This is a genomic window from Bacillus methanolicus (assembly GCF_028888695.1).
GTDB classification, from domain to species: Bacteria; Bacillota; Bacilli; order Bacillales; family Cytobacillaceae; genus Bacillus_Z; species Bacillus_Z methanolicus_B.
The window spans coordinates 474,686-497,301 of the sequence record NZ_PNFF01000001.1 but is presented as its reverse complement, the minus strand read 5'-3'; the positions used below and the strand labels follow the sequence as shown (position 1 = coordinate 497,301).

The 22,616-nt window shown below is 38.1% G+C and carries 29 protein-coding genes and 1 pseudogene; 10 read left to right on the top strand and 20 right to left on the bottom strand.

Annotated elements, in window-relative coordinates:
- Positions 1-2: 2 nt before the first annotated feature.
- The 5 genes from C0966_RS02550 to C0966_RS02530 all read left to right on the top strand — a co-directional run bounded on the left by C0966_RS02550 (position 3) and on the right by C0966_RS02530 (position 3,499).
- Positions 3-839 (top strand): transporter substrate-binding domain-containing protein, encoded by an 837-nt coding sequence (locus C0966_RS02550; protein WP_274853613.1) that lies wholly within the window; start codon positions 3-5, stop codon positions 837-839.
- Positions 840-1,006: 167 nt separating this feature from the next.
- A complete protein-coding gene (locus C0966_RS02545; protein WP_274853612.1) occupies positions 1,007-1,660 on the top strand; it encodes an amino acid ABC transporter permease in 654 nt (217 codons plus the stop codon).
- 13 nt (positions 1,661-1,673) lie between these two features.
- Complete coding sequence (locus C0966_RS02540) at positions 1,674-2,324, top strand: amino acid ABC transporter permease (RefSeq protein ID WP_274853611.1); 651 nt, start codon at positions 1,674-1,676, stop codon at positions 2,322-2,324.
- Positions 2,325-2,557: 233 nt separating this feature from the next.
- Positions 2,558-3,073 (top strand): YjcG family protein, encoded by a 516-nt coding sequence (locus tag C0966_RS02535; RefSeq protein WP_274853610.1) that lies wholly within the window; start codon positions 2,558-2,560, stop codon positions 3,071-3,073.
- Between the two features lie 3 nt (positions 3,074-3,076).
- Positions 3,077-3,499 carry a GNAT family N-acetyltransferase gene (locus C0966_RS02530; RefSeq protein ID WP_274853609.1) on the top strand — a complete coding sequence of 141 codons (423 nt, stop codon included), beginning with the start codon at positions 3,077-3,079 and terminating at the stop codon, positions 3,497-3,499.
- 235 nt (positions 3,500-3,734) lie between these two features.
- On the opposite strand, the gene C0966_RS02525 is transcribed toward C0966_RS02530, so the two are convergent.
- The 16 genes and pseudogenes from C0966_RS02525 to fabI form a co-directional block, all read right to left on the bottom strand.
- The gene (locus C0966_RS02525; RefSeq protein ID WP_274853608.1) at positions 3,735-4,454 is read right to left on the bottom strand and encodes a LutC/YkgG family protein; all 720 of its coding nucleotides are present in this window, start codon (positions 4,452-4,454) and stop codon (positions 3,735-3,737) included.
- Entirely contained in the window at positions 4,455-5,882 is a 1,428-nt protein-coding gene (locus tag C0966_RS02520) for a LutB/LldF family L-lactate oxidation iron-sulfur protein (protein WP_274853606.1), read from the bottom strand.
- Between the two features lie 48 nt (positions 5,883-5,930).
- Entirely contained in the window at positions 5,931-6,647 is a 717-nt protein-coding gene (locus C0966_RS02515; RefSeq protein ID WP_274853605.1) for a (Fe-S)-binding protein, read from the bottom strand.
- 172 nt (positions 6,648-6,819) lie between these two features.
- A complete protein-coding gene (locus C0966_RS02510; RefSeq protein ID WP_274853604.1) occupies positions 6,820-7,575 on the bottom strand; it encodes a FadR/GntR family transcriptional regulator in 756 nt (251 codons plus the stop codon).
- A 186-nt stretch (positions 7,576-7,761) separates the two neighbouring features.
- Positions 7,762-8,766, bottom strand: a pseudogene (locus C0966_RS02505) (MFS transporter); the annotation flags it as partial.
- 266 nt (positions 8,767-9,032) lie between these two features.
- A complete protein-coding gene (locus C0966_RS02500) occupies positions 9,033-9,332 on the bottom strand; it encodes an MFS transporter (protein WP_425535912.1) in 300 nt (99 codons plus the stop codon).
- 348 nt (positions 9,333-9,680) lie between these two features.
- Positions 9,681-9,959: a hypothetical protein gene (locus C0966_RS02495; RefSeq protein ID WP_274853602.1), complete on the bottom strand. Its 279-nt coding sequence runs from the start codon at positions 9,957-9,959 to the stop codon at positions 9,681-9,683.
- Between the two features lie 196 nt (positions 9,960-10,155).
- Positions 10,156-10,413, bottom strand: coding sequence for a stage VI sporulation protein F (locus tag C0966_RS02490; RefSeq protein WP_274853601.1), 258 nt, complete (start codon positions 10,411-10,413; stop codon positions 10,156-10,158).
- A 137-nt stretch (positions 10,414-10,550) separates the two neighbouring features.
- The gene (locus tag C0966_RS02485; protein WP_274853599.1) at positions 10,551-10,679 is read right to left on the bottom strand and encodes a YjcZ family sporulation protein; all 129 of its coding nucleotides are present in this window, start codon (positions 10,677-10,679) and stop codon (positions 10,551-10,553) included.
- Between the two features lie 340 nt (positions 10,680-11,019).
- Positions 11,020-11,376, bottom strand: a complete 357-nt coding sequence (gene spoVAE / locus C0966_RS02480; RefSeq protein ID WP_274853598.1) for a stage V sporulation protein AE — start codon at positions 11,374-11,376, stop codon at positions 11,020-11,022.
- 15 nt (positions 11,377-11,391) lie between these two features.
- A complete protein-coding gene (spoVAD, locus tag C0966_RS02475) occupies positions 11,392-12,411 on the bottom strand; it encodes a stage V sporulation protein AD (protein WP_274853597.1) in 1,020 nt (339 codons plus the stop codon).
- The gene (spoVAC, locus tag C0966_RS02470; RefSeq protein ID WP_274853596.1) at positions 12,411-12,890 is read right to left on the bottom strand and encodes a stage V sporulation protein AC; all 480 of its coding nucleotides are present in this window, start codon (positions 12,888-12,890) and stop codon (positions 12,411-12,413) included. The genes spoVAD and spoVAC overlap by 1 nt, the downstream gene beginning before the upstream one ends.
- Positions 12,891-12,905: 15 nt before the next feature.
- On the bottom strand, positions 12,906-13,394 hold the full coding sequence (locus C0966_RS02465) for a YhcN/YlaJ family sporulation lipoprotein (RefSeq protein WP_274853595.1): 489 nt from the start codon (positions 13,392-13,394) through the stop codon (positions 12,906-12,908).
- A 242-nt stretch (positions 13,395-13,636) separates the two neighbouring features.
- Positions 13,637-13,999, bottom strand: a complete 363-nt coding sequence (locus C0966_RS02460; RefSeq protein ID WP_274853593.1) for a DUF1360 domain-containing protein — start codon at positions 13,997-13,999, stop codon at positions 13,637-13,639.
- Positions 14,000-14,002: 3 nt separating this feature from the next.
- Positions 14,003-14,353 carry a hypothetical protein gene (locus C0966_RS02455; RefSeq protein WP_274853592.1) on the bottom strand — a complete coding sequence of 117 codons (351 nt, stop codon included), beginning with the start codon at positions 14,351-14,353 and terminating at the stop codon, positions 14,003-14,005.
- Between the two features lie 283 nt (positions 14,354-14,636).
- Positions 14,637-15,410, bottom strand: a complete 774-nt coding sequence (gene fabI, locus C0966_RS02450) for an enoyl-ACP reductase FabI (RefSeq protein WP_274853591.1) — start codon at positions 15,408-15,410, stop codon at positions 14,637-14,639.
- 254 nt (positions 15,411-15,664) lie between these two features.
- Between fabI and prpE the strand changes: the two genes are divergently transcribed.
- Positions 15,665-16,405 carry a bis(5'-nucleosyl)-tetraphosphatase PrpE gene (prpE, locus tag C0966_RS02445; protein WP_274853590.1) on the top strand — a complete coding sequence of 247 codons (741 nt, stop codon included), beginning with the start codon at positions 15,665-15,667 and terminating at the stop codon, positions 16,403-16,405.
- 112 nt (positions 16,406-16,517) lie between these two features.
- Here prpE and C0966_RS02440 read toward each other — a convergent pair whose 3' ends face one another.
- The 4 genes from C0966_RS02440 to C0966_RS02425 are packed head-to-tail and all read right to left on the bottom strand — an operon-like array spanning position 16,518 to position 19,340.
- Positions 16,518-17,417 (bottom strand): RluA family pseudouridine synthase, encoded by a 900-nt coding sequence (locus tag C0966_RS02440; protein ID WP_274853589.1) that lies wholly within the window; start codon positions 17,415-17,417, stop codon positions 16,518-16,520.
- Between the two features lie 20 nt (positions 17,418-17,437).
- On the bottom strand, positions 17,438-18,238 hold the full coding sequence (locus tag C0966_RS02435) for an NAD kinase (protein ID WP_274853588.1): 801 nt from the start codon (positions 18,236-18,238) through the stop codon (positions 17,438-17,440).
- Between the two features lie 29 nt (positions 18,239-18,267).
- On the bottom strand, positions 18,268-18,918 hold the full coding sequence (locus C0966_RS02430; RefSeq protein WP_274853587.1) for a GTP pyrophosphokinase: 651 nt from the start codon (positions 18,916-18,918) through the stop codon (positions 18,268-18,270).
- 53 nt (positions 18,919-18,971) lie between these two features.
- The gene (locus C0966_RS02425; RefSeq protein ID WP_274853585.1) at positions 18,972-19,340 is read right to left on the bottom strand and encodes a hypothetical protein; all 369 of its coding nucleotides are present in this window, start codon (positions 19,338-19,340) and stop codon (positions 18,972-18,974) included.
- A gap of 136 nt (positions 19,341-19,476) precedes the next feature.
- On the opposite strand from C0966_RS02425, the gene C0966_RS02420 reads away from it, so the two are divergent.
- From C0966_RS02420 to C0966_RS02405, 4 genes are all read left to right on the top strand, one after another.
- Entirely contained in the window at positions 19,477-20,073 is a 597-nt protein-coding gene (locus tag C0966_RS02420; protein WP_274853584.1) for a CYTH domain-containing protein, read from the top strand.
- A gap of 4 nt (positions 20,074-20,077) precedes the next feature.
- A complete protein-coding gene (locus tag C0966_RS02415) occupies positions 20,078-20,704 on the top strand; it encodes a lytic transglycosylase domain-containing protein (RefSeq protein ID WP_274853583.1) in 627 nt (208 codons plus the stop codon).
- Positions 20,705-20,934: 230 nt separating this feature from the next.
- Complete coding sequence (locus C0966_RS02410; RefSeq protein ID WP_274853581.1) at positions 20,935-21,342, top strand: globin; 408 nt, start codon at positions 20,935-20,937, stop codon at positions 21,340-21,342.
- Positions 21,339-22,220 (top strand): ClpXP adapter SpxH family protein, encoded by an 882-nt coding sequence (locus C0966_RS02405; protein WP_274853580.1) that lies wholly within the window; start codon positions 21,339-21,341, stop codon positions 22,218-22,220. Before C0966_RS02410 ends, C0966_RS02405 begins: the two co-directional genes overlap by 4 nt.
- Positions 22,221-22,616: the final 396 nt, after the last annotated feature.

Below are 22,616 nucleotides of genomic sequence, written 5' to 3'. Positions count from 1 at the left end.
TCATGGCTAAAACAAAGAAGTTTCTTAAACTTGCATTTATTTCATTGTTGGCGGTTGTCATGCTGGCAGCCTGCGGCAGCAAGAAAACTGAAGAGGCAAACGGAGGCAGCAGCGAGAGTGCGAAAAATACACTCGAAACCATCAAAGAACGTGACAAAATTATTTTCGGTGTTAAGCATGATACAAGATTGTTCGGGCTAAAGAACCCTAGCACCGGAGAAGTGGAAGGATTTGATATTGATATTGCCAAGGCGCTTGCGAAGGAAATCCTCGGGGATGAATCAAAAGTGGAATTTAAAGAGGTTACTTCAAAAACAAGGATTCCATTGCTTCAAAAAGGTGATATTGATGCAATTGTTGCAACAATGACAATTACAGAAGAACGCAAAAAAGAAGTTGATTTTACGGATGTATACTTTGAAGCTGGCCAATCTCTCCTTGTTAAAAAGGACAGTCCGATTAAGGGATTGGAAGACATTAAAAAAGGAACGAAAGTATTGGCAGTTAAAGGTTCTACTTCCTCCCAAAACATCCGTGAAAAAGCGCCGGAAGCAACAGTATTGGAGTTTGAAAACTATGCAGAAGCATTTACAGCTCTTAAATCAGGCCAAGGTGACGCACTAACTACTGATAACGCCATTCTCTACGGGATGGCTGATGAGAATCCTTCCTTCCATCTTGTCGGCGGAACCTTTACCGATGAACCATACGGAATCGCGGTGAAAAAAGGTGAAAAAGAACTGCTGGATGAGCTGAACAAAGCGCTTAAAACAATAAAGTCTAATGGTGAATATGACAAAATCTACAAAAAGTGGATTAAGGAAGATTTTTCGAAATAAAGAAAAATTTGTTCATTCAGGGGGCTGCCACATAAGGGTCTGACTCCCTCCAACAATGACAATATATAGAATGGTTTTATTAGTGATTGTCTATATGTTGTATTGGAGGGGTCTGACCCTTTGCTTTTAAGTCGCTCCCCCTGATTAGCCGAAAGAGGTGTTTTTTAATGATGGATTTTTCAATATTAACAAAAAATATTGATATGTTTTTGGAGGGATTTAAAAACACGGTTCTTGCAAGTGTCATTGCACTCGCAGCGAGCTTCCTGCTCGGAACGGTAATTGCAATCATGAGAATTTCCCCGATTAAGCCTTTGAACTGGATTGGAACTGCATATGTTGAATTTATTCGAAATATTCCACTTTTAATTATCACCTTTTTCTTCTTTGTCGGGACTCCTGTGCTTGGTTTGACATTCAGCGGGTTTGCAGCCGGAACGATCGCCCTTTCGATCTATACGGCAGCGTTTATTGCCGAAGCTATTCGCGCAGGCATCCAGGCCGTACCGAAAGGCCAAATGGAAGCGGCAAGATCCTCAGGTTTAACATACAATCAGGCAATGAGATTGATCATTTTGCCACAAGCCATCAAAATTGTTATACCGCCAATAGGAAACCAATTTATTAATCTTGTTAAAAACTCATCCATATTAGCAGTGGTGGCAGGCTTGGATCTTATGTACCATGCAGACCTTGTTTCTTCTAAAACATTGGTTGTATTTGACGTTTATATATTTGTCGCATTGTTCTATCTAATCCTTACTGTACCATTAAGCCTTGGGGTTGGATATCTCGAAAAACTCCTGGCAAAAAGCTTTTAAAGGGGGCGACGAAATGGACTTTATTGGTGCATACTCACCCGATCATCTAAAATTTCTGCTTGAAGGCTTTTATGTTACACTTAAAGTAGCCTTCTTTTCAATTATCTTAAGTTTTCTTATCGGAGGCTTGATAGGAACGTTACGATACGCAAAAATACCTATTATTTCCAAATTGCTCACCCTGATCGTTGAAGCAATCAGAAATTTACCGCTCCTATTGATTATTTTTTTTACATATTTTGCCTTACAGGACATTGGTATTACACTTAGCATCACTGTATCCGCAATAACAGCTTTAACGATTTTCGAATCGGCCATGCTATCGGAAATTATTCGGAGCGGTTTGAATTCGATTGATAAAGGGCAAATTGAAGCAGCCCGTTCATCAGGGCTCAACTATACCCAGACACTTAGGTACATTATTATGCCTCAAGCGCTTCGCAGAATGGTACCGCCGATTGTCAGCCAGTTTATTTCGCTGTTAAAAGACACATCACTTGCCGTTGTTATTGCACTTCCGGAACTCACCCATAATGCACAAATCATAAACGGCCAAAAAACTTCCTACATCATTCCGATATTTCTTTTGGTGGCACTTATGTATTTTGCTGTTAACTACACGCTCTCAATCATTGCTCGGAGACTGGAAGCGAAAAGTATTTAAAAGAACCCGGCTCATTATTAGGCGGGTTCTCTTCGTTCAGCGTAAATCTTCATTTCTTATTTAACGTTATAGTATGTATTTTCTCACAAGGAAGAGTATAATAATATTAATATATATTTCAAAAATTTGTTATAATATTATTCATATTTTTATTTTCTCACGTTAGGTAGCTGGTTGCTATTTTTGGATAATGATCTTGTTTGCATAGATCCTAAAATTGGAGGTATTTGAATATGAAATTCGGTATTGCTATTTTCCCGTCAAAAAAACTTCAAGATTTCGCTAACTCTTATCGGAAACGGTATGACCCGCACTATGCTCTTATTCCTCCACATTTGACTTTAAAAAACGCCTTTGAAGCAACGGAAGAACAAGCGAATGAAATGTCTCAAAAGCTAAGTAATATTGCTGAGAAAAACAATCCTTTTCGTTTGCGGGTTTTAAAGATCAGCTCCTTTTATCCGGTTAACAATGTCATCTATTTAAAAGTAGAGAAAACAAAAGAGCTCGAAAGTTTATACAACGATATTCACGCTGAGTTCGTAAATGAAAAACCGGAGTATTCTTTTGTTCCGCACATTACAATCGGCCAAAATTTATCAAATGACGAGTATTCTGATGTTTATGGCTCATTGAGAATGCAATCAGTCGATCATGAGGAAATGATTAACCGTTTTCACCTATTGTATCAGCTTGAAAATGGTTCGTGGACCGTATATGAAACATTTCGCCTGGGAAAGGAAAATTAAGACGTGAACGTAAAAGTAGTAAAAACAGATAAAGAGCTTGAGGATGCGTTTTCTGTTCGTAGAACGGTTTTTATTGACGAACAAAATGTTCCGGAAGAAGAAGAAATCGATCAATTCGAATCATCATCAACCCACTTTGTTGCTTATGAGAATGGACAGCCGATTGGTGCCGGACGTTTTCGGGAAGTCGACGGGTATGGTAAAGTAGAAAGGATCTGCGTATTAAAAGAATACCGGAAAAGCGGAGCCGGAAAGGCGATAATGGAAACAATGGAATCGTTTGCAAAAGAAAAAGGCTTTTCAACCTTAAAATTAAACGCGCAAACTCACGCCATCCCTTTTTACAGCCGCTTAAACTATGAAGTGATTTCCGATGAATTTTTAGATGCGGGAATTCCGCACAAAACAATGAAGAAATCTTTATAAAATTCGTTTTTCCAAAATACTTCACGTGAAGAGTCTGGCCAAATGAAATAACTTTTTGGCTGGGCTTATTTCATTTCATTGCGATCTTATTAGCCCCTATTCATATTATATCTAGGCGCTAATAAGATCGTTAAACCTTAAACTTCTGAAAACAGTCTTACTTTCTCCACCATAACAGTTTTCTTAAAGACTCCCAACATACTCGCAATGTCTTTAACAGATGAAATGACGTAAACTACACATCCTCAACAACAATATAGGTGGCTTTAACCGGTCCATGGACACCTACAACAAGATTCATTTCAATATCAGCAGAATTGCTTGGTCCGGTGATGAAGTTTACACAGGAAGCAATTTGCTCACCATTTAAGACTTTTTCCCTCATGATTCTTGCTGCTTGAGTCATCCGGGGAACAATCGTGCTTTTAGGAACGATCGCAATGAAGTTTGTTGGTAAAAAATTTAACGTTCTTCCTTTATCTTTACTGCTAAATAGAACCACGGTTCCTGATTCAGCCAAAGTGATGTCACTTATAATAATGCCAACATTAGCTTGATCAGCAATTTTAATATTTTCATCACCAATAGAATAGTCCCAAAAATGGACATCTATTTCTTCATTAGGAAACCCTTCCCTCAACAGTAATGATAATCCATATTGATCAAATCTGGAATCTTTCGAAGCAACGATTGGACCGCCTCCATATTCATAAACAGCTTCTCTTAATTTAATGGATAATTGAGTTAAATCAGTAACAACAAAATTCGTATGAATGTTCATGCATTGTGCTTTTAATACTTCTAATAATTCATCCTGGGAAGCATTCTTTAAAATAGAATGTTGCGGTGTATATAACCAATGCGGCTTTTTAACCCCGGAAATTTTTGGTTCACGGCCCAGCCTGTTTGCAATATTCGCTAAGAAAGTTTCTCTGTTTTGAATCGAACCCTGCATTTATTGGTCATCTCCCTTTGAACGATTTTTAAACCAATCACGAAACCTCTCTTTATTTGGTGCCGGAAAATCGCGAATCTCTGTCCATGCTTTTAACGGACCTGGCCCCTTTGAAATTTTATCCTCAGTTGTGAAGAGGTTCATGACCGTTGGAGCTATTTTTGATCCGATTTTGTATAAGGAAAGAGATGAACTGCCGAAACCAAACGCTTTCATCAATAATTTTTCAGAAATTGGAGCTTTTCCTTCCTTCTCAACAATGACTTGTCTATGTTTATGAAGGAGTTCATGCAAAGGAATTTTTACCGGACAAGCTTCAGTACATGCACCACAAAGAGTAGAGGCATAAGGAAGTTCCTTGTATTCGTCATATCCGCCCAATAATGGAGAGAGCACTGCTCCAATCGGACCGGAGTAAATGGATCCGTAAGAATGACCGCCAATATGGCGATATACAGGGCAAACGTTTACACATGCCGCACAACGAATACATTGTAAAATAGGTTGAAATTCTGTTCCCAATATTTTCGATCTTCCATTATCAACGATGACAAGATGAAACTCTTCAGGTCCATCCACATCTCCTTCCTCTCTTGGTCCGGTCAGAACAGTGATATAACTGGTAAGCTTTTGACCGACTGCACTTCTTGTAAGCAAGCTGACGAGGACTTCCATTTCCTCAAAAGTAGGAACAATCCGTTCCATTCCCATTACCGTAATTTGTGTTTTTGGTAATGCTGCAACAAGATCAGCGTTTCCTTCGTTTGTGACCAAGCTGATTGACCCTGTTTCAGCAACAGCGAAGTTACACCCGGTAATCCCAATGTCCGCACTTAAATATTCTTTGCGTAACATCTCCCTTGCGTGCCAAGCAAGCTCTTCAGGTTTTTCCGTTTTTTGATAGCCGAGCTTTTTTGTAAATACATCTTTGATTTGTTCTTTATTTTTATGTAAAGCCGGAGCAACAATATGCGAAGGGGGATCATGGTCATCCACCTGCAAAATATATTCTCCTAAATCCGTCTCGATGACTTCGCATCCCTCTTCTTCAAGAGTGGAATTTAAATTGATTTCCTCCGTTACCATTGATTTCGATTTGACAATTTTTTTTGCATTCTTTCTCTGAACTACACCCCGGATATATTCGGTTGCTTCTTCTGCAGTTTCAGCGAAAAATACATGTCCTCCCCTTTTTGCAACGTTTTCACTGAACATATATAAGTAATAATCCAAATTTTCAAGCACGTGCTGACGAATCTCTTCCCCGAGAGACCGCCACTCCTCCCAGTTTCCAAGTTCTCTGGCAGCCTCCAGACGCCGGGCTTGCAGACGTTCTTGTGCACCGGACACTGCTCTTCGCATAAAGGAATCATTTATCCCTTTATCGACACGCTCTTGAAAGTGTTCAGAACTTATTTTCATCGCCATATTAATTTCACCTCTCCTTAACAAGTGATTTTAGCTAAACAGTAAATTCTAACGGCTGTTTAAAACCTCTGCTATATGCATGACTTTGATTGGTTTTCGTTTTCTTTCAATACGTCCACCGATATTCATTAAACATCCTGCATCTGCACCGATAAGATAATCTGCTTCCGTTTCTTCCACATGTTGGACTTTTTCATCCACCATTTGTTCGGAAATTTGCATCACCTTAACTGAAAAAGTTCCCCCAAATCCACAGCAGTTTTCCTTTCCCGGTAATTCGACAAATTCCAATCCTTTTACATTTTTTAATAATTTCATTGGTGAGTCTTTCACTCCAAGAAGTCTAGTCATATGGCAGGAAGTATGAAAAGTTGCTTTCCCCTCAAGCCGGGCACCAACATCTTCGATCTTTAATACGTCAACAATGAATTGCGTTAATTCATATGTATTGTCAGCAATTTTTTTTGCTTTCGGTTCCCATACAGGATCTCCTTTAAAAATATGCGGATATTCTTTGAACATATAAGCACAAGAACCAGATGGACAAACGATATATTCCGCCTCAGAAAAAGTATCGATCATTCGTTTCATGGCATCCATCGATTCTTTGACATAACCACTATTGTAGGAAGGTTGGCCACAACAAATCTGAGATTCAGGAAAATCGATTTCGCAGCCTAATCGTTCCAATAGTTCGACAGTTGCTTTTCCAACGTTGCTTTGAAACATATCCACCAAACAAGTGGCAAAAAGGGTTGCTTTCATGACTTCATCCCTCCCAAATTCACAATTCCCTCTTAAAATATTACAGGTCAACTGGTCATCTGATGACTCAACTAGAAGAAAATGAGTCTTCTAATATTACCATATTTCTCCTTATGTATAAATGAATTATTTCCAATTTTTCTAAAAATTTTACTAAAAAAATCAGACAAATTCATTCGTCAGTCAGTACATAGGTGATCCGTTCATTTTCTAAAAAATATTTCTCTAATATTCTCTCTACATTTTCAAGATGCTGAAGCATCGCTGTTCTGGCTTTATCAGCATTTTGCGAAGCGATCGCTTTATAAATTTCCAAATGCTCTTCATATAAATTTGCCATGGTAGTTTGTTTCGAAAATAACCAGAGCCGCCGGGTCTCTTTCATCGTTTCAACCATTAATTCAGAAACTTGATTCATTAAACTGAGTAAAAGAGGATTTTGAGAAGCCTCTGCAATGGAAAGATGAAATTGCAAGTCGGCTTTTTCCCCAAGTTCTTCATTACCATGGGCATGTTGCATTTCCTGAAGTGCATTCCAAATTTTTTTCAAGTCATTTTCATTTCTCTTTAAGGCTGCTGCAATCGCTGCCCCGGATTCTAAAATTTTCCTAACTTCCAGCAAATGAACGACATCGTCTTTATTCATTAATATCGCTGTGGATAACGGGAAAGTAATTTGCCCATGATCAAATTGTTTAATATACGTGCCTTCCCCTTGTCTCATCTCGATTAGCCCCATAGCTCTCAAAGCCGTTAATGCTTCTCTTATAGCAGATCTGCTTACTTGGAAATTTTCTGCCAACTTTTGGACAGAATCCAGTTTATCACCTGGCTTCAACTGATTCGTTCGAATCATTTCATATAAGGTTTCCGCAACTTCATCATATATTTTTTTCGGTTTTATTTGTTTGTACTGTAGTTTATCCATTGTTTTACTCCGCTTCATACTCATTGTATATTTTCATAATTTCTTAGAAGAATTTTTATATAAAATTATACATGCAAATGAAGGTAAAAACAAATTTATCTTCTAAAAATTCAATTAAATAATATCCGGATTATTCATTCGATTTTATGAATAATCCGGACAAACTTAATATCTCTCTTTCCTTTATTATGAACTTTTCAACTGAAGTTCTTCATCTATATCCTTATTCGTTCGATCTTTAACAGTCCAAATCGCTGTCAAACTAATAAGTGCTGCAAGTGTCATATAAATGGCTAACGGTATATATGAGTTATCGAATTTAGCTAATAAAGCTGTTGCAACTAAAGGAGCTGTACCACCTGCCACTGCTGCACCAAGTTGATAACCTAATGAAATTCCTGTATATCTTACTTTTGTTGTAAATATCTCTGAAAACATTGTTCCAAGGACAGCATTAACCGATCCCCAGATAAAACCAAGACCGATGATAGTTGCTAAAACTAATAAAACGACTGAATCTTGTTGAAGCAGCCAAAAATATGGAAACGCATACAATATTACAAGAAAAATTCCACCGACATAGATTGGTTTTCTCCCGATACGATCTGATAAACTTCCAATAATAGGAATTAAAAAAGTTGCTACTACTGAAGCAATCATGACCGCATTTAAGGTTGCTGTTGTGCTGAAATGTAAGGTAGACGTAGCATAAGAAACTACAAAAGTGCCAAATATGTAAAATGGTGTAGTTTCAACTACTTTTGCTCCCATAGCAATTAACACCTCTCTCCAGTGATAACGAAGAGTATCAGCAATTGGGAGTTTGGCAATTTCCCCCTCAACCTGAGTTTTCTTAAAGGATGGTGTTTCATCAATCCCTTTTCGAATCCATAGCCCAAAAATAACCAATAATGCACTTAATAGAAATGGCACTCGCCAACCCCATGTCATAAAAGCTTCATGCGGCAATAACGACATGATAGAAAGAGCAAGCGTACCTAATACCAATCCGATCGATATCCCCATCTGAGGCACACTACCGAATAATCCCCTTTTTTCTTTTGGAGCATATTCTACTGCTAATAAAAGCGAACCGCCCCATTCGCCTCCGAGAGCTAATCCTTGTATGAAACATCAAAGGGTTAGTAAAATAGGTGCCCAAACACCAATCGCTTGATATGTAGGAAGTACTTGTAACCGCCTGATAACTTTGAACACATTTTGCTAATTAGTAGTGAACACTTTACTGGAAGTTAGTGCTGGCATTTTGTCACTTTACTTGGAGCCTCTGCGGGCAAGATTATTAGCCAGGAAGCCTGATATATCAATGAATCTGGCTCAGCCGACAAAGGCTATCATGCCCGCCTCTCCAAATAAAGTGCACGTCTCTACTGGAAAAAAGTGTTCAATCTTATTCAGCATTTTTAGGTAAGAAAGTGTTCATTTCTACTTGGCGGTTACAGTACTCCCATTCCAAATGTAGAAATCCCCATTAAACTGAGTGTTAAGACTAACGTTTTCTTTCTCCCAACCCTATCCCCTATATGACTGAAAATAATTCCACCAACTGGTCGAAGAAAAAATGCCAAAGCAAAAGATGTATAAGCAAACAATAAACCGACAGTAGGATCTTCATTTACAAAAAACAACTTATTAAAAACTAAAGAGGCTACTGTACCATATAAGAAATAATCAAACCACTCGATCGCACTTCCTACTAAACTTGCAATAAGAACTCTCCTCATGCTTTTATCCATTCTCTCTCTCCCTTTCTTCAAATTAATTTCGTATAATTGAAAAATTTTGAATTTTTACGAGCCAAGTTTTGCTCATAAAGAGCGATTTTCGATGTATATTGTTATTTCGTTGCAAAGATAGCTATTTTCATTGCTTACCCCCTTTTCTATTTTACAATTTTTCTCTTAACCGAACTAAACTTTACAGATAAACCGGTCATCTGATGACCTTAATATAAAAAACTTTTTTCTAATATTACCATATTCTCCTCTATGTTTAAAAGATAAATTTGTAATTTTTCAAAAACTTCATCTCTTGCAAAAAAAAACGATGAATCCACTAGCAATTACCATGGGATTCATCAAGTGTTAAATCCTTTCACTAAAATATTTTCCTTTCCCTGTTACTTCTGAGTACGTCTTTTCAATCGTTTTTCTGCTTATATTATTCTTAATGCTTGCAGAAATTTCCGATTCTGTAAAAACTCGTTTATACGCAGAGAGTGCTCGATATTGGGTTAAACCGTTTCCTTCTCTGTTTACCCTTGCAATTGGATTAAATTGAATTGAATGGCCACTGTTGCCAAGTCCACGTACTGCATATTGATGATATTGACCATGATCAACCGGCAATATATATCCCATCATCTTACACCCCTCCTTTTATAACACGCAGTTTTTACTTACTATGCTATTTGATACTTTTCTATACCCTATTTCAATGATTGTTAAACAAAGCAATAGGGGCCAGACCCGCTCTGCTTTACCGCTTTAAAGCAGAGCGGGTCTGGCCCGCACTGTTTTAAAGCGGTAAAGCGATGAAGGATTGGCCCGCATGGTTTAGTTAATTTTTGTTGTTAAGCATTTTTGATATTGAGTTAAAATCAAGGCTTTTGCCATCTTTAATTATAGATTGAACGATTTTATCTTCCATATCTTTTGAAACAGACTTGTTTGCAATTTGGCAAACTCTTTGGATAACGCCTCTTACTGTTTTTTCGTCATTAAAGTTTGCGTTTTGCAAAGAATTTGCTAAATCCAAAATATCTTTCATGTTTACACCGGTCTTCTTTTCAACATTTTTAAAAAATCCATTTTCCATATAGAACACCACGCCTTCTTTTTAAACTACTTATATAGTATGAATAGAGGCAGAAAAGGTGCTTTTTTAGAAAAAACTAGAATGCCGTCTCTAATTGAGACGGCATCTTTTTCAGTTGCTGCAATTAAAACTGAATATTAATGGAAAAAGCTAGTTCCAACAATAATTAACAATATGAACAATACGACGATTAACACAAATGTTGAACCATACCCGCCGCCGTAGCCGCATCCGCCACCGTATCCACCGTAGCCGCAAAAACCCATATCTGTCACCTCACTTTGGATTTAGTCTTTAATAACATATGTGAGGCAACTATATTGTGTATAGGCGGCTCAAAAGGAATTTTTTGCAATAATTGATATGTCTGTATGATCATTTGTATTATTCTCAAATCGCTTTTTTTTGGTACGACACTAATGCTAGCTACTAATTGAATGCAAATTAAATCACTTGATTCCATGCGAACGTACGCCTGAAACACGTTTAAATTTATCCAAAGAGGATATTTATCACTTTAAAATAACTGCATGTTCTTTCCGTTTCTGCCATTCATCAATAGCGCATTCCCACTTTGAGGGCAACTGCATTTCTTTTCTCCATTCTTTACCCTTTTGGCTTAAACAAAAGAGCTCCTAGAAAGCCGAAAACAATTGCAGACGAAATCCCTGAACTTGTTACTTCGAACATGCCTGTAAGCACCCCGACTAAGCCATGTTGTTCTGCTTCTTGGAGAGCCCCATGAACTAAAGAGTTGCCGAAGCTTGTTATCGGCACGGTCGCGCCTGCTCCGGCAAAATCAATCAAGGGTTCATATAATCCAAATCCATCCAAAATAGCTCCGATTACAACAAGCAAACTCAATGTATGGCCTGGAGTTAATTTCGCTACATCAAATAACAACTGCCCAAAAACACAAATAAGACCTCCTACTACAAATGCCCAAAAAAACATCGCAAGCATTGTAAACTCCCTCCTTTATACTTGCATTTCAATTGAGACTGCATGAGCGATACATGGAATAGATTCTTTTTGTTGAAATGACAATGGTGACAATAACGCACCCGTTGCTACAAGAAGTATCCGTTTGTATTTTCCGCTTTTCATTTGATTGTATAAATGCCCGTATAAAACGGTCGCCGAGCAGCCGGCTCCGCTTCCTCCAGACTGAACTGGCTGATCTTCTTTATAAATCATCAAACCGCAATCTTGAAACTGTTCTTTCTTGATTTCCAATCCGCTTTTCGTCAATAGTTCATACGTGGTTCCCTGGCCGATTCTGCCAAGGTCCCCCGTTACGATCAAATCATAATGGGAAGGTTCGAGCTGTAAGTCTCTAAAATGGGCAATGATTGTATCAGCTGCTGCAGGAGCCATTGCGCCGCCCATATTAAAAGGGTCTGATAACCCCATGTCAACCACCTTGCCAATTGTCGCCGAAGTTGTTACTGGTACAGGTTCCTGCTGATTGGATTTCGCAGTTATGAGCCCTACACCAGCTCCGGTGACCGTCCATTGAGCAGTCGGAGGCTTTTGGCCGCCATATTCTGTCGGATAGCGAAATTGCTTTTCCACCGCAGCGTTATGGCTTGAGGCGCCTGTTATCACATATTCCGCCCCGCCATAATTGACAATAAATGAAGCTAAAGCAAGTCCTTCCATAGAAGTGGAACAAGCACCAAACATCCCTAAATATGGGATTTGCATTGTTCTCGCTGCAAAACTTGTTGGGGTAATTTGATTGATAAGATCGCCGGCAAGCAAAAAATGAATTTTATCCTTCTGTAAGTTTCTCTTTTTCAATGCGGCTTCGATTGCCTCTTCAAGCAAAAGGCTGTGCGCCTTTTCATAAGAATCCTTCCCCATCCACAGGTCTTCATGGAGGATATCAAAATCTTCAGCAAGCTTACCGTTGGCTTCAAACGGGCCCCCGGACACACCTGTCGACGCGATTGCGGGCCGGTTTGAAAATACCCACGATTGTTTTCCCGCAAGCATTATAAAACCCCCCACGTAATTAATAATGTTTTTATTAAAGCAACTACAAAGGCTGAAAAAACCCCAAATAAAATAACCGCACCCGCTAGTTTAAACATATTTCCTCCTACTCCAAGAACAAACCCTTCTGTCCGATGTTCGATTGCCGCTGATATAACCGCATTTCCAAATCCTGTTACCGGTACAGCACTTCCTGCTCCGCCGAATTGCCCGAGTCTGTCGTAGACGCCGAATCCAGTCAGCAGCATAGAAAGAAATATTAATGTAGCAGTCGTTGGATTTCCTGCTGTTTGTTCTGTAAAATTAAAAAAATAAATATAAAAATAAGTAATCGCTTGACCAATTGCACAAATAATGCCGCCGACAAAAAATGCTTTTATGCAGTTTTTCAGCACTGGACGCTTCAGCTCATGTTTTTGTTCAAGCTGCTGGTACTGCTGTTGCTGAGGTGTCATTTTTTCCATTTTCTTTTTCCCCATGCACTTATCCCCTTCCTATGTCAATTCATTCTTTAAGCTGATAATTCGTTTTAGACGATCTTCGGCATCCTTCTCCGGATAGTCGGGATCCTTCATTTTTTCCTTTAATTGAACAGCTTCAAGAAAAATTTTATAATCGCTAGAAACCGTAAATTTTTCGTCCGGATATTTTTTTTCAAGAAGCTTATTAATGTTTTTTTCAATTTTTTTCATTCTGAACCGCTGCAAATGCTTCACTTTATAAACGACGAGAATATCTTCCTTTCCTTTCACAACAGCCACATCATAAATTTCTTTATATGACATAACATCTTTTTTCACTTTTTCTACAAGGTCTTGATCCTTTTGATTGCTGCCAATAATTTGTGGTGACGGATTGGTTGTCTTTATAAGAGCCAAACTGCTCTCTTTCTCCACTTCCTCACCCTTGCAGCCTGTTGCAAATAAACATACAATCGCAATCATTTTTAACATTAGAAACTTAATTTTTCGTCTTGTCCTCATTCGTTTCCCTTCCTATGTAAAAAATAAATTATGTTATTACCTGCGCTTCTTATTGTTTGCAAGAATGCTTTTTTTATGAAGATAAATTGTAGCTGGTCAACTTTTATTTCCAAAAAAAAAAGCTTGTCTCAGAAATACTGGACAGCTAATTAATAAATTTTTTTGCCGCATCCGCAATTTTTACTCTTTTGGAATACTATTTAAAAAACTTTGTTTTCCCTGCAGATTTTTATGATATCATTTCAATTGCCTAAAATTTTGCTTATAATGACTTCTATGATCGATCCGATCGCTGCAACGGCCATAATTAAAATGATTACTTTTCCGGCAACTGGTGCAAAAAAATAAAGAAAAATAACGAACATACTTACCCAAATCCCAGTACACCAATAACAGCTTAATAATTCACCCATCCATTTTTTAAAGCCATATTGTTTTGGCTCTAAATAAACTTCATTCTCTCCATTTTGGTTGATTTCTGTAATCTCATCGAAGAAGGGCTTTCTGAAAAAATAAGTGATTTGATCGAAAACAATCAGTCTTGTAAGGCGAAAAGAAGCTAAACCCATCAAAATAACGTTCCAAATTGTAATATCTGAACCCATTTTTTATACCCCCTCCATTGATTGCTCTTCTATTAGGGTTTCTTCTCTATTTTCTGATCCACTGCTCGATGTCTCCATGCTTTCTATTGTTACTAACCATGGCGTCAATAGATCCTTCTCTACCTCAACGGTAAGTTTGTCTCCAAGCATTTTCCTAAGCTTTTCCACAACTTCATCCATATTTATTTTTGTTGAAAAAAATTCTTCATTCAGGACCTTTTCGGCACCCTCACCGCTTTTTTCTTCATCGGATTCTATTTCATCCAGTAATGTTTTGTGAAATGTTTCCTGCATATGAAATTTAAGCTGAAATGGATATAATAAGGGTCTGCTTGATTCTTTTTTTTTCTCCATCATATCCCCCTGCCTAAACGAAATAATGATACTTCATTATATGTATGCAATGAATGAGTGGAGGTTGTTTATTCATTTCCCTAAAATTTTGAACTGTTTTATGCGCCGAACTTTAAGCATTTATGAGCAAGTTTTAAAGTTTTATGAGCCGCTTTTCGTTTTTTATGTGCGACTTTTTAAGATTTATAAGCCACTTTTCTCTTTTTATGAGCCATTTTTAATAACTAGGTTTTTCAATAAAAAAATTAGCCCGCTTCGGTTTGAAGCGGGCCTCGTTTCGAGCTTATCCAAGAATGTGGTAGCCTGAATCAACATGAATATTTTCCCCGGTAATGCCGCGGGAGAGTTCACTAAATAAGAAGAGGGCTGTATCTCCTATTTCTTCCTGTGTTGTTGTTCTTCTGAGCGGAGCTTTTTCCTCAATTTCTTTTAAAATGGAATTAAAGTCGCTGATTCCTTTTGCAGACAAAGTTCGGATTGGGCCAGCTGAAATTGAATTCACACGAATCCCGTCTTTTCCTAAGTCTGCCGCTAAATATTTAACGCTTGCATCTAAAGATGCTTTTGCGACTCCCATTACGTTGTAGTTTTGAATTACACGCTCACCGCCTAAATAAGTTAGAGTGACTATGCTTCCTCCCTCTGTCATTAATCCTCTTGCTTCTTTTGCAACAGCAGTCAATGAATAAGAGCTGATATTATGGGCGAGCAAGAAACCTTCTCTTGTTGTGTTCAAATATTCGCCTTGAAGCTCTTCTTTATTCGCAAAAGCAATACAGTGTGCAACACCATGAATCGTTCCGACTTTTTCTTTGATTTCAGCAAAACATTTAGCTACATCTTCATCACTTGTGACATCACACGGTAAAACAAGTGATTCAGCACCTTCCAATGTTTCTACGAGTTCGCGGACGCTTTTTTCTATTCGTTCTCCTGCATATGTAAAAATCAAACGGGCCCCGGCATTATGTAGTGAACGAGCAATACCCCATGCTATACTGCGCTTATTTGCTACTCCCATTACTACAATATTTTTTCCGGCTAAAGAAAGAGTCATTGAATATATCCTCCTATTTATTACATGTTATTAATACCTAGTACTAATTTTAATACATTTTTCGTAAAATGAAAAGAATTCATTCTGTCCTCTTAAGTTTTTCCAAACATTGTGGCCAAAATATTTAGCAAATCCTCTGAACTTTCTCTACTAATTCATTTTGTATAAGAAGAAAAATTTGTTTTAATACTGATTAAGGATATTTCAAACTAGGTTTCTTATACTGGCGAATAAACATGAAAGGAAACTCGAATATGAAACTTGATATTATTGGTGATATTCATGGATGTTATAACGAGTTCGTTCATTTAACTAAGAAACTCGGATATGATTGGTCAGAAGGGGTTCCATTGCATAAGGATGAAAGAAAACTTGCATTTGTCGGGGATTTAACGGATCGCGGACCGGAAAGTTTAAAAGTGATCGAAACCGTGTGGGAATTAGCGGTAAAAAGAAAGCTGTCCTTTTATGTTCCCGGAAATCACTGCAATAAACTTTACCGCTATTTTTTAGGAAATAAGGTGCAGATTACGCACGGGCTCGAAACAACCGTTGCAGAGTACAAATCATTGCCTGAGAATGAACAAAAAAGCATTAGAAATAAATTTATCGAATTATACGAAAATGCCCCTCTTTATCACGCGCTTGATAATGGGAAATTAGTGATCACCCATGCCGGAATCACGGAGGATTTAATCGGAAAAAACAATGAAAAAGTAAAGACATTTGTTTTATATGGTGATATTACCGGAAAAACGAACCCGGATGGAACACCTGTCCGAAGGGATTGGGCTAAATCATATAACGGGGATGCGTACATTGTCTATGGACACACCCCTGTGAAAGAAGTAAGGATTATAAACAAAACGTATAATATCGACACGGGTGCTGTGTTTGGTGGAAAGCTTACCGCACTTAAATATCCGGAGATGGAAATCGTTTCAGTTCCATCATCAATGCCTTATATCGCGGAAAAATTCAGGAGTTTCGACTAATGTTTGAGATTGAAAAAGAAAAAGAGGGGTCAATCCCCTCTAATACAGTAATAAAACCATTCAATAAATTGTCATTGTTGGAAAGTGCCAGACCCTATGAGTCAGCCTCTTATCACCCTTCCACTATCAATTTTCTCATGTCCTCAGGCAGCTCGGCACGAAATTCCATGTCTTTTTTTCGAAACGGGTGAAAGAAAACAAGCTGGCTGCAATGCAATGCCTGCCTTTTTATTATTGAAGTGTCTCCTCCGTACAGATCATCGCCAAGAAGCGGATGCCCCAAATAAGAAAGATGGACGCGGATTTGGTGGGTCCGCCCTGTTTCCAGCTGCAATTGGACATGTGAAAAAGATGAATATTTTTTAATCACTTTGTAGTATGTACAAGCATATTGCCCGTCAGGATTGACTTCCCTTTCAATAATGCTGTTTGATTTTCTTGCAATCGGTTCTTCTATTTTTCCGCTTTCTTGCTTAAGAAAACCTTCAGCAAACGCTTCATAAGTTCTTTTCACGAGCCCGCTCTTTTGTTGTTTGCTTATCAGGTGATGGACATGGCGGTGTTTTGCAGCCAATACAATTCCCGACGTATCCCGGTCAAGGCGGGTTACGATATGAGAAGTCGAAATAAGACCTATTTTGTTATAATATCCGACTAGCGCATTAGCAAGGCTTCCTGAAGGGTGTTCACGTGAAGGTATGGTATTCATGCCGGAAGGCTTATTGATGACAAGAAGGTACTCGTCTTCGTAAAGGATATCTAGAGGAATTTCCTCGCCTGATACCCCTTCACTCGGCTTCTCTTCCGGAAAAATAACTGTTAATTCGTCTCCCGTCACCAATTGATAACGAACAGTCACTTCTTTTTCATTAACGAGTATTTTTCCACCATGATATTTTATATCTGTTAAAGCCGTTTTCGAAATATTCTGCTCCTTTAAAAACTCTCTGACTAAGATGCCTTTTTCATTGCTGTCGATTTTCCATGTAAGAGTAAAACATTTTGTTTTCATATATCAGCCCTGTTTTATGATTAGTCTTTATCTGAAATAAATGAATCACGTACCCTTTTCCAAAAAGGAAAAGGCCTGAATCGGGCGAACCGGATTTTCTCATCTGCCACTCTGAATTGGATTGATTTAACATCCTTGTGAAGAAGCGTCAAATGATCAATCGTAATTTGGAAATCCGGTTCATTGACCGGCTTCAGCATACATGTATGGTGAGAAGGCAATATGAGCGGAGAACCGACTGTCCGAAATATCCGATTGTTGATCGACGCCATTTCCGTCACCTGAATAGCTGAGATAGAAGGATGAAGAATGGCACCTCCCAGCGCCTTATTATATGCTGTACTTCCAGAAGGCGTGGAAATGCACAGCCCGTCGCCGCGGAACCTTTCAAAATGATCGCCGCGGATTTCAACATCCATAACAAGTGTGCCTTCCACCGCTTTTACCGTTGATTCATTTAATGCCAAATATCGTGTTTCTTTTCCACCGTGCCGGTAGCGTATGATGACTTCCAATAGAGGATACTCAATTACTTGATAAGGAGTTTTCGCAATGGCAATCACAAGCTTTTCGATTTCATCAGGCACCCAGTCGGCATAGAAACCAAGATGCCCCGTGTGAACACCGACAAACGCGGTTTTGTCAAGACGGCTGCTGTACCGGTGAAAAGCATATAATAATGTACCGTCTCCTCCTACAGAAATAACAATATCTGGCTGATCTTCATCGTAAATAAGATCAAAATCCAATAAATGAGATCTCATTTTATGCATGAGAGTGTTCGATTTTGGATCTCCTTTAGTCGTAAACGCAAATTTCATTGAACAAAAACTCCTCTTTTCATTAATAATCAAATCGGAAAACCGTTACTGTCTCCATCCTGCTGCATTTCTTTCTTCCGTGTAAAAAATGCCTGGGCTTCCTGGATTTCTCCCCTAATTTGCGACATTTCCTCATCAAGGAGAAAAGCCGCTTCGGCTGCTCTTTGCAATCGAATTCTTATATCTTCAGGAAATTGGCCTTTATATTTATAATTCAGAGAATGTTCAATGGTTGCCCAGAAATTCATCGCAAGTGTACGAATCTGAATTTCCGCCAAGATTTTCTTTTCCCCTTCAATTGTTTGAACTGGATAACGGATCACGACGTGATAAGATCTGTAACCGCTTGCCTTCTTGTGTGAGATATAATCTTTCTCTTCAACAATTTCAAAATCATTTCTGTTCCTTAAAAGCTCGACAACCCGCATTATATCGTCAACAAATTGGCACATCATGCGCAAGCCGGCAATATCCTGCATCTCATCCAATCTATCAAGCGGGATGCCTTTTTGGTTTGCTTTATCTAAAATACTTGCAATTGGTTTCACTCTTCCCGTAACAAATTCTATTGGCGAATGAGTGGAATTCAGTTCAAATTGGCTTCTCATACCTTTTAGTTTTACCTTCAGTTCTTCAACCGCTTGCTTGTATGGTGCTAAAAACAAATCCCAATGCTTCACTTATAAAATCACCTCATCCGGTTATCGTAAAATAATTTATGAACGGATGTCTATCAAACAGATTTAAAAGTGTTTTCCACTTTTTCAACCATATCTTCTCCGTAGTTACTATTCCCCTTTATGTTTTCGATCAAGTATTTTAGTTCATTATGAAAATTTATCAACTCAAGTGTTTCACCGCGGCTGACTAAATAGGCAGGAATCTCTGATTGGAGCGACTCCTTTAATTGATCCCAGCATGGCTCAGAAAGTACAATATATGTATAATCATCCTTATTTTCTGTTAAATAAATAAAAGAAAAGTTATCAGAATCGACCAGAATCCGGCCGACAGCTTTTAAATTCGTAATTGGTAAATCTGTCTCGAGAAGCAATTGATTTTCCTTTATTTGCACACTTTGTATATGTATTTTATGTTTCATGTTTTCATCAACCTCCATGCTATTTCCTATTTTATCACATAGATTTCATTTCTCCCAAAATTGAAACATGAAAGCAATTTTTTTCCTGTATTTTTGATATTATAATAGTGAATGAAATCGTGAGGAGAGAATAGGATTGCCACAGCAAATTGAAATTGAATTTAAAAACGTGCTTACAAAAGACGAATTTCAGCGAATTCAGAAAGTATTTCAAATTAAAAGCAATGATTTTTCCAAACAAATCAATCATTATTTTGACACCAGCAAATTTTCGTTAAAAGAACATGGTTCAGCTTTGCGAATAAGGGAAAAAGAAGGCTTTATTGAATTGACATTAAAGCAGCCTGCCAAAGAGGGTCTGCTTGAAACAAATCAGAAAATCAATTCGGTTGAGGCAGAAAAAATGCTTCATCACTTGATATTTCCTGAAGGAACGATTAAGACAATTTTGCAGAATTTAAACATAAACCTTTCAGAATTAAAATACCTCGGTTCTTTAACAACCTTTAGAGCAGAACAAATATATAAAGGAGGTTTGCTCGTATTTGACCACAGCTGCTATTTAAATACAGAAGATTTTGAGATAGAATATGAGGTAACCAACAGAGAAGAAGGGCAGAAAATCTTTATGGATTTGCTAAGCGAACTTAAGATTCCGTTGCGAAATACTGAAAACAAAATAAAACGTTTTTTTGCAGCAAAAAACAATTTATCATTTCGTAAGGAGAAATAGATGGATGAATGCGGAAATGTTAAAAGTTATGCTCGAATTACAGGCTCTTCAGAATTTTAGCCAGCCTTCGCAAATTTTGAAAAATAATTCACTATTTCAAGAGCTGTTTAATGATTTTCTGGAAGAAGAACTTTCAACACTTTCAGATACACAAAAGGATTTGCCGACATCGGCACAAAAAGCAAATTCAGCCTTTCCTGTATTAAATGGTCCCACTCTACCGCCAATCAAGTTAACAAAACTGTCAGGCTCAAGCACCGATTATGACAGCTTGATTGAAAAGGCAGCGACCCTCTACCAGCTTCCGGCAAAGCTGATTAAAGCAGTTATTAAACAAGAATCGAATTTTAATCCTAATGCTGTAAGCCGTGTAGGCGCTTCAGGGCTTATGCAGCTTATGCCTGAAACTGCCAGGGAACTAGGCGTTAAAAACATATTTGATCCGGAAGAAAACATTCTTGCAGGCAGCAAGTATTTAAAGCAGTTGTTTAATAAATATAACGGAAATATTGAGCTCACATTGGCAGCTTATAACGCCGGACCAGGAAACGTTGATAAGTATGGAGGAATTCCGCCATTTAAAGAAACGCAAAATTATGTAAAAAAAGTTGCTAGTTTATTCTTTGCCTAATATTGTTAATCGATAATCCCGCTTTGTTACTCGTAGCAAGCGGGATTCGCTATAAAATTGGACATAATGAAGGTGCAAGGCTATTTGTTTGAGATAAGAATTTCCGGCTGATAAAATAAAGAAAACACGAGAACAAATAACCCTTATTTCCGCAAGGAGCCATTATACGATCCAAAGGCCCTGGCGATTTAAGCTTGATAAATAAAACATACGTTAAAGGAGTCGTTATTATGGTCGAGAGAATGCATACACCGTTTGATGCCATCGGTAAGGAAACGCTTCACCGGCTTGTTGCTGCGTTTTATCGCCGAGTTAAAGAGCATCCGGATCTCGCTCCAATTTTTCCAGATGACTTGACTGAAACTGCAAGAAAACAAGAGCAGTTTCTTACTCAATATTTAGGGGGACCTCCTTTATACACGAATGAACATGGACATCCGATGCTTAGGGCCCGCCATCTGCCATTTGAAATCACCCCTGTCCGTGCAAAAGCATGGCTTGCATGTATGAATGAAGCAATGGATGAAGTCGGTTTGGAAGGAGAAATCAGAGAAGATTTTTTCTCCAGGCTTGTATTAACCGCCCAGCACATGATTAACACACCTGATAAAAATGAAGTTCATGGTGAAAAAACGTGAGAGAACAGAAGCAAACATTCAATAGCCAGGCTTCCTCTCATCATTGCCACGGAATAGAAAATAAACCGATAGAACTCTACATGTTCGTGGACCCGCTTTGTCCGAAATGCTGGGCTCTAGAACCGGTAATAAAAAAGCTTCAAATAGAGTATGGCCGCTATTTTTCGATAAAACATGTTTTAAGCGTCCGGTTAACTTCGTTGAATTTAGGAAGAAAGAAAAATTACGAATCTGTAGCGGAACTTTGGGAAAAAACTGCGAGTCGCTCTGGGATGTCATGTGACGGCAGCCTTTGGCTTGAAAACCCGATTTCTTCCCCATATCTTGCAGCAATGGCGATTAAAGCTGCTGAGCTTCAAGGAAGAAGAGCCGGCATCCGTTTTTTGCGAAAAATTCAGGAAATAATGTTTTTGGAAAAGCAAAATGTTTCCGATATAGATGTACTAAAGGAATGTGCCAAAAGCGTCGGTCTTGATGTTGAAGAATTTTTATCAGATATTCATTCGAACAGTGCAGCTAAAGCTTTTCAGTGTGATTTAAAAATCACATCAGAAATGGATATTAATGAAATTCCTGCTCTTGTCTTTTTTAATGAGCGCATTGAAGACGAAGGAATTAAAATAACGGGCTGTTATCCTTATGAAATTTATGAACAAATCCTCGAAGAAATGCTCCAAGAAAAGCCGGAACGGGCTGAACCTCCTTCCTTGGAAGCTTTTCTAAAGCATTTTAAGCTTGTCGCATCCAAGGAAGTGGCAGTCGTGTATAACTTATCAATCAATGAAGTAGAAAAAGAAATGAAGAAGCTTGTATTAAAGCAAAAGGTTGAACAAATTCCTGCAAAACACGGAACGTTTTGGAGGTACAAAGAAGAGTAATATGAAAAAGACCATGCAGCGATCTCATTGCATGGTCTTTTTCATATATTAAATACGAACAAAGGGGATGGGAGAAATTTTTCACGGTCAAACAAAGGGGTATTTGTTTGCTTGTGATCAACTTCACATCTGTACTATAACATGAAAAAAATATGTATGACAATAAGATTGTGTTTTATTTCACAATATTGTCAAAATCACTGCATGAACCATTGGACATGGGCATAAAATGTTATTGATTGGAGGGGAAGCGGTGTTGCATAATCTTAACATGATTTTAATCATCCTGTTTATTTTTTTCTCTTTTGTTTTTCATCTATTTGGTTTAATGAATCTGATCTCGGTCTTATTTACTGGTCCGATTTTGTTTTTCTCCTTATTTTTATTCGTCTATTA

Bases quoted from the DNA above. Each gene is read 5' to 3' on its own strand.
- C0966_RS02550 (WP_274853613.1), top strand. From the start codon at position 3: ATGGCTAAAACAAAGAAGTTTCTTAAACTTGCATTTATTTCATTGTTG.
- C0966_RS02545 (WP_274853612.1), top strand. From the start codon at position 1,007: ATGATGGATTTTTCAATATTAACAAAAAATATTGATATGTTTTTGGAG.
- C0966_RS02540 (WP_274853611.1), top strand. From the start codon at position 1,674: ATGGACTTTATTGGTGCATACTCACCCGATCATCTAAAATTTCTGCTT.
- C0966_RS02535 (WP_274853610.1), top strand. From the start codon at position 2,558: ATGAAATTCGGTATTGCTATTTTCCCGTCAAAAAAACTTCAAGATTTC.
- C0966_RS02525 (WP_274853608.1), bottom strand. From the start codon at position 4,454: ATGCAGGGTTCGATTCAAAACAGAGAAACTTTCTTAGCGAATATTGCA.
- C0966_RS02520 (WP_274853606.1), bottom strand. From the start codon at position 5,882: ATGGCGATGAAAATAAGTTCTGAACACTTTCAAGAGCGTGTCGATAAA.
- C0966_RS02515 (WP_274853605.1), bottom strand. From the start codon at position 6,647: ATGAAAGCAACCCTTTTTGCCACTTGTTTGGTGGATATGTTTCAAAGC.
- C0966_RS02510 (WP_274853604.1), bottom strand. From the start codon at position 7,575: ATGGATAAACTACAGTACAAACAAATAAAACCGAAAAAAATATATGAT.
- C0966_RS02500 (WP_425535912.1), bottom strand. From the start codon at position 9,332: ATGGATAAAAGCATGAGGAGAGTTCTTATTGCAAGTTTAGTAGGAAGT.
- C0966_RS02495 (WP_274853602.1), bottom strand. From the start codon at position 9,959: ATGATGGGATATATATTGCCGGTTGATCATGGTCAATATCATCAATAT.
- C0966_RS02490 (WP_274853601.1), bottom strand. From the start codon at position 10,413: ATGGAAAATGGATTTTTTAAAAATGTTGAAAAGAAGACCGGTGTAAAC.
- C0966_RS02485 (WP_274853599.1), bottom strand. From the start codon at position 10,679: ATGGGTTTTTGCGGCTACGGTGGATACGGTGGCGGATGCGGCTACGGC.
- spoVAE (WP_274853598.1), bottom strand. From the start codon at position 11,376: ATGCTTGCGATGTTTTTTTGGGCATTTGTAGTAGGAGGTCTTATTTGT.
- spoVAD (WP_274853597.1), bottom strand. From the start codon at position 12,411: ATGCTTGCGGGAAAACAATCGTGGGTATTTTCAAACCGGCCCGCAATC.
- spoVAC (WP_274853596.1), bottom strand. From the start codon at position 12,890: ATGGGGAAAAAGAAAATGGAAAAAATGACACCTCAGCAACAGCAGTAC.
- C0966_RS02465 (WP_274853595.1), bottom strand. From the start codon at position 13,394: ATGAGGACAAGACGAAAAATTAAGTTTCTAATGTTAAAAATGATTGCG.
- C0966_RS02460 (WP_274853593.1), bottom strand. From the start codon at position 13,999: ATGGGTTCAGATATTACAATTTGGAACGTTATTTTGATGGGTTTAGCT.
- C0966_RS02455 (WP_274853592.1), bottom strand. From the start codon at position 14,353: ATGGAGAAAAAAAAAGAATCAAGCAGACCCTTATTATATCCATTTCAG.
- fabI (WP_274853591.1), bottom strand. From the start codon at position 15,410: ATGACTCTTTCTTTAGCCGGAAAAAATATTGTAGTAATGGGAGTAGCA.
- prpE (WP_274853590.1), top strand. From the start codon at position 15,665: ATGAAACTTGATATTATTGGTGATATTCATGGATGTTATAACGAGTTC.
- C0966_RS02440 (WP_274853589.1), bottom strand. From the start codon at position 17,417: ATGAAAACAAAATGTTTTACTCTTACATGGAAAATCGACAGCAATGAA.
- C0966_RS02435 (WP_274853588.1), bottom strand. From the start codon at position 18,238: ATGAAATTTGCGTTTACGACTAAAGGAGATCCAAAATCGAACACTCTC.
- C0966_RS02425 (WP_274853585.1), bottom strand. From the start codon at position 19,340: ATGAAACATAAAATACATATACAAAGTGTGCAAATAAAGGAAAATCAA.
- C0966_RS02415 (WP_274853583.1), top strand. From the start codon at position 20,078: ATGAATGCGGAAATGTTAAAAGTTATGCTCGAATTACAGGCTCTTCAG.
- C0966_RS02410 (WP_274853581.1), top strand. From the start codon at position 20,935: ATGGTCGAGAGAATGCATACACCGTTTGATGCCATCGGTAAGGAAACG.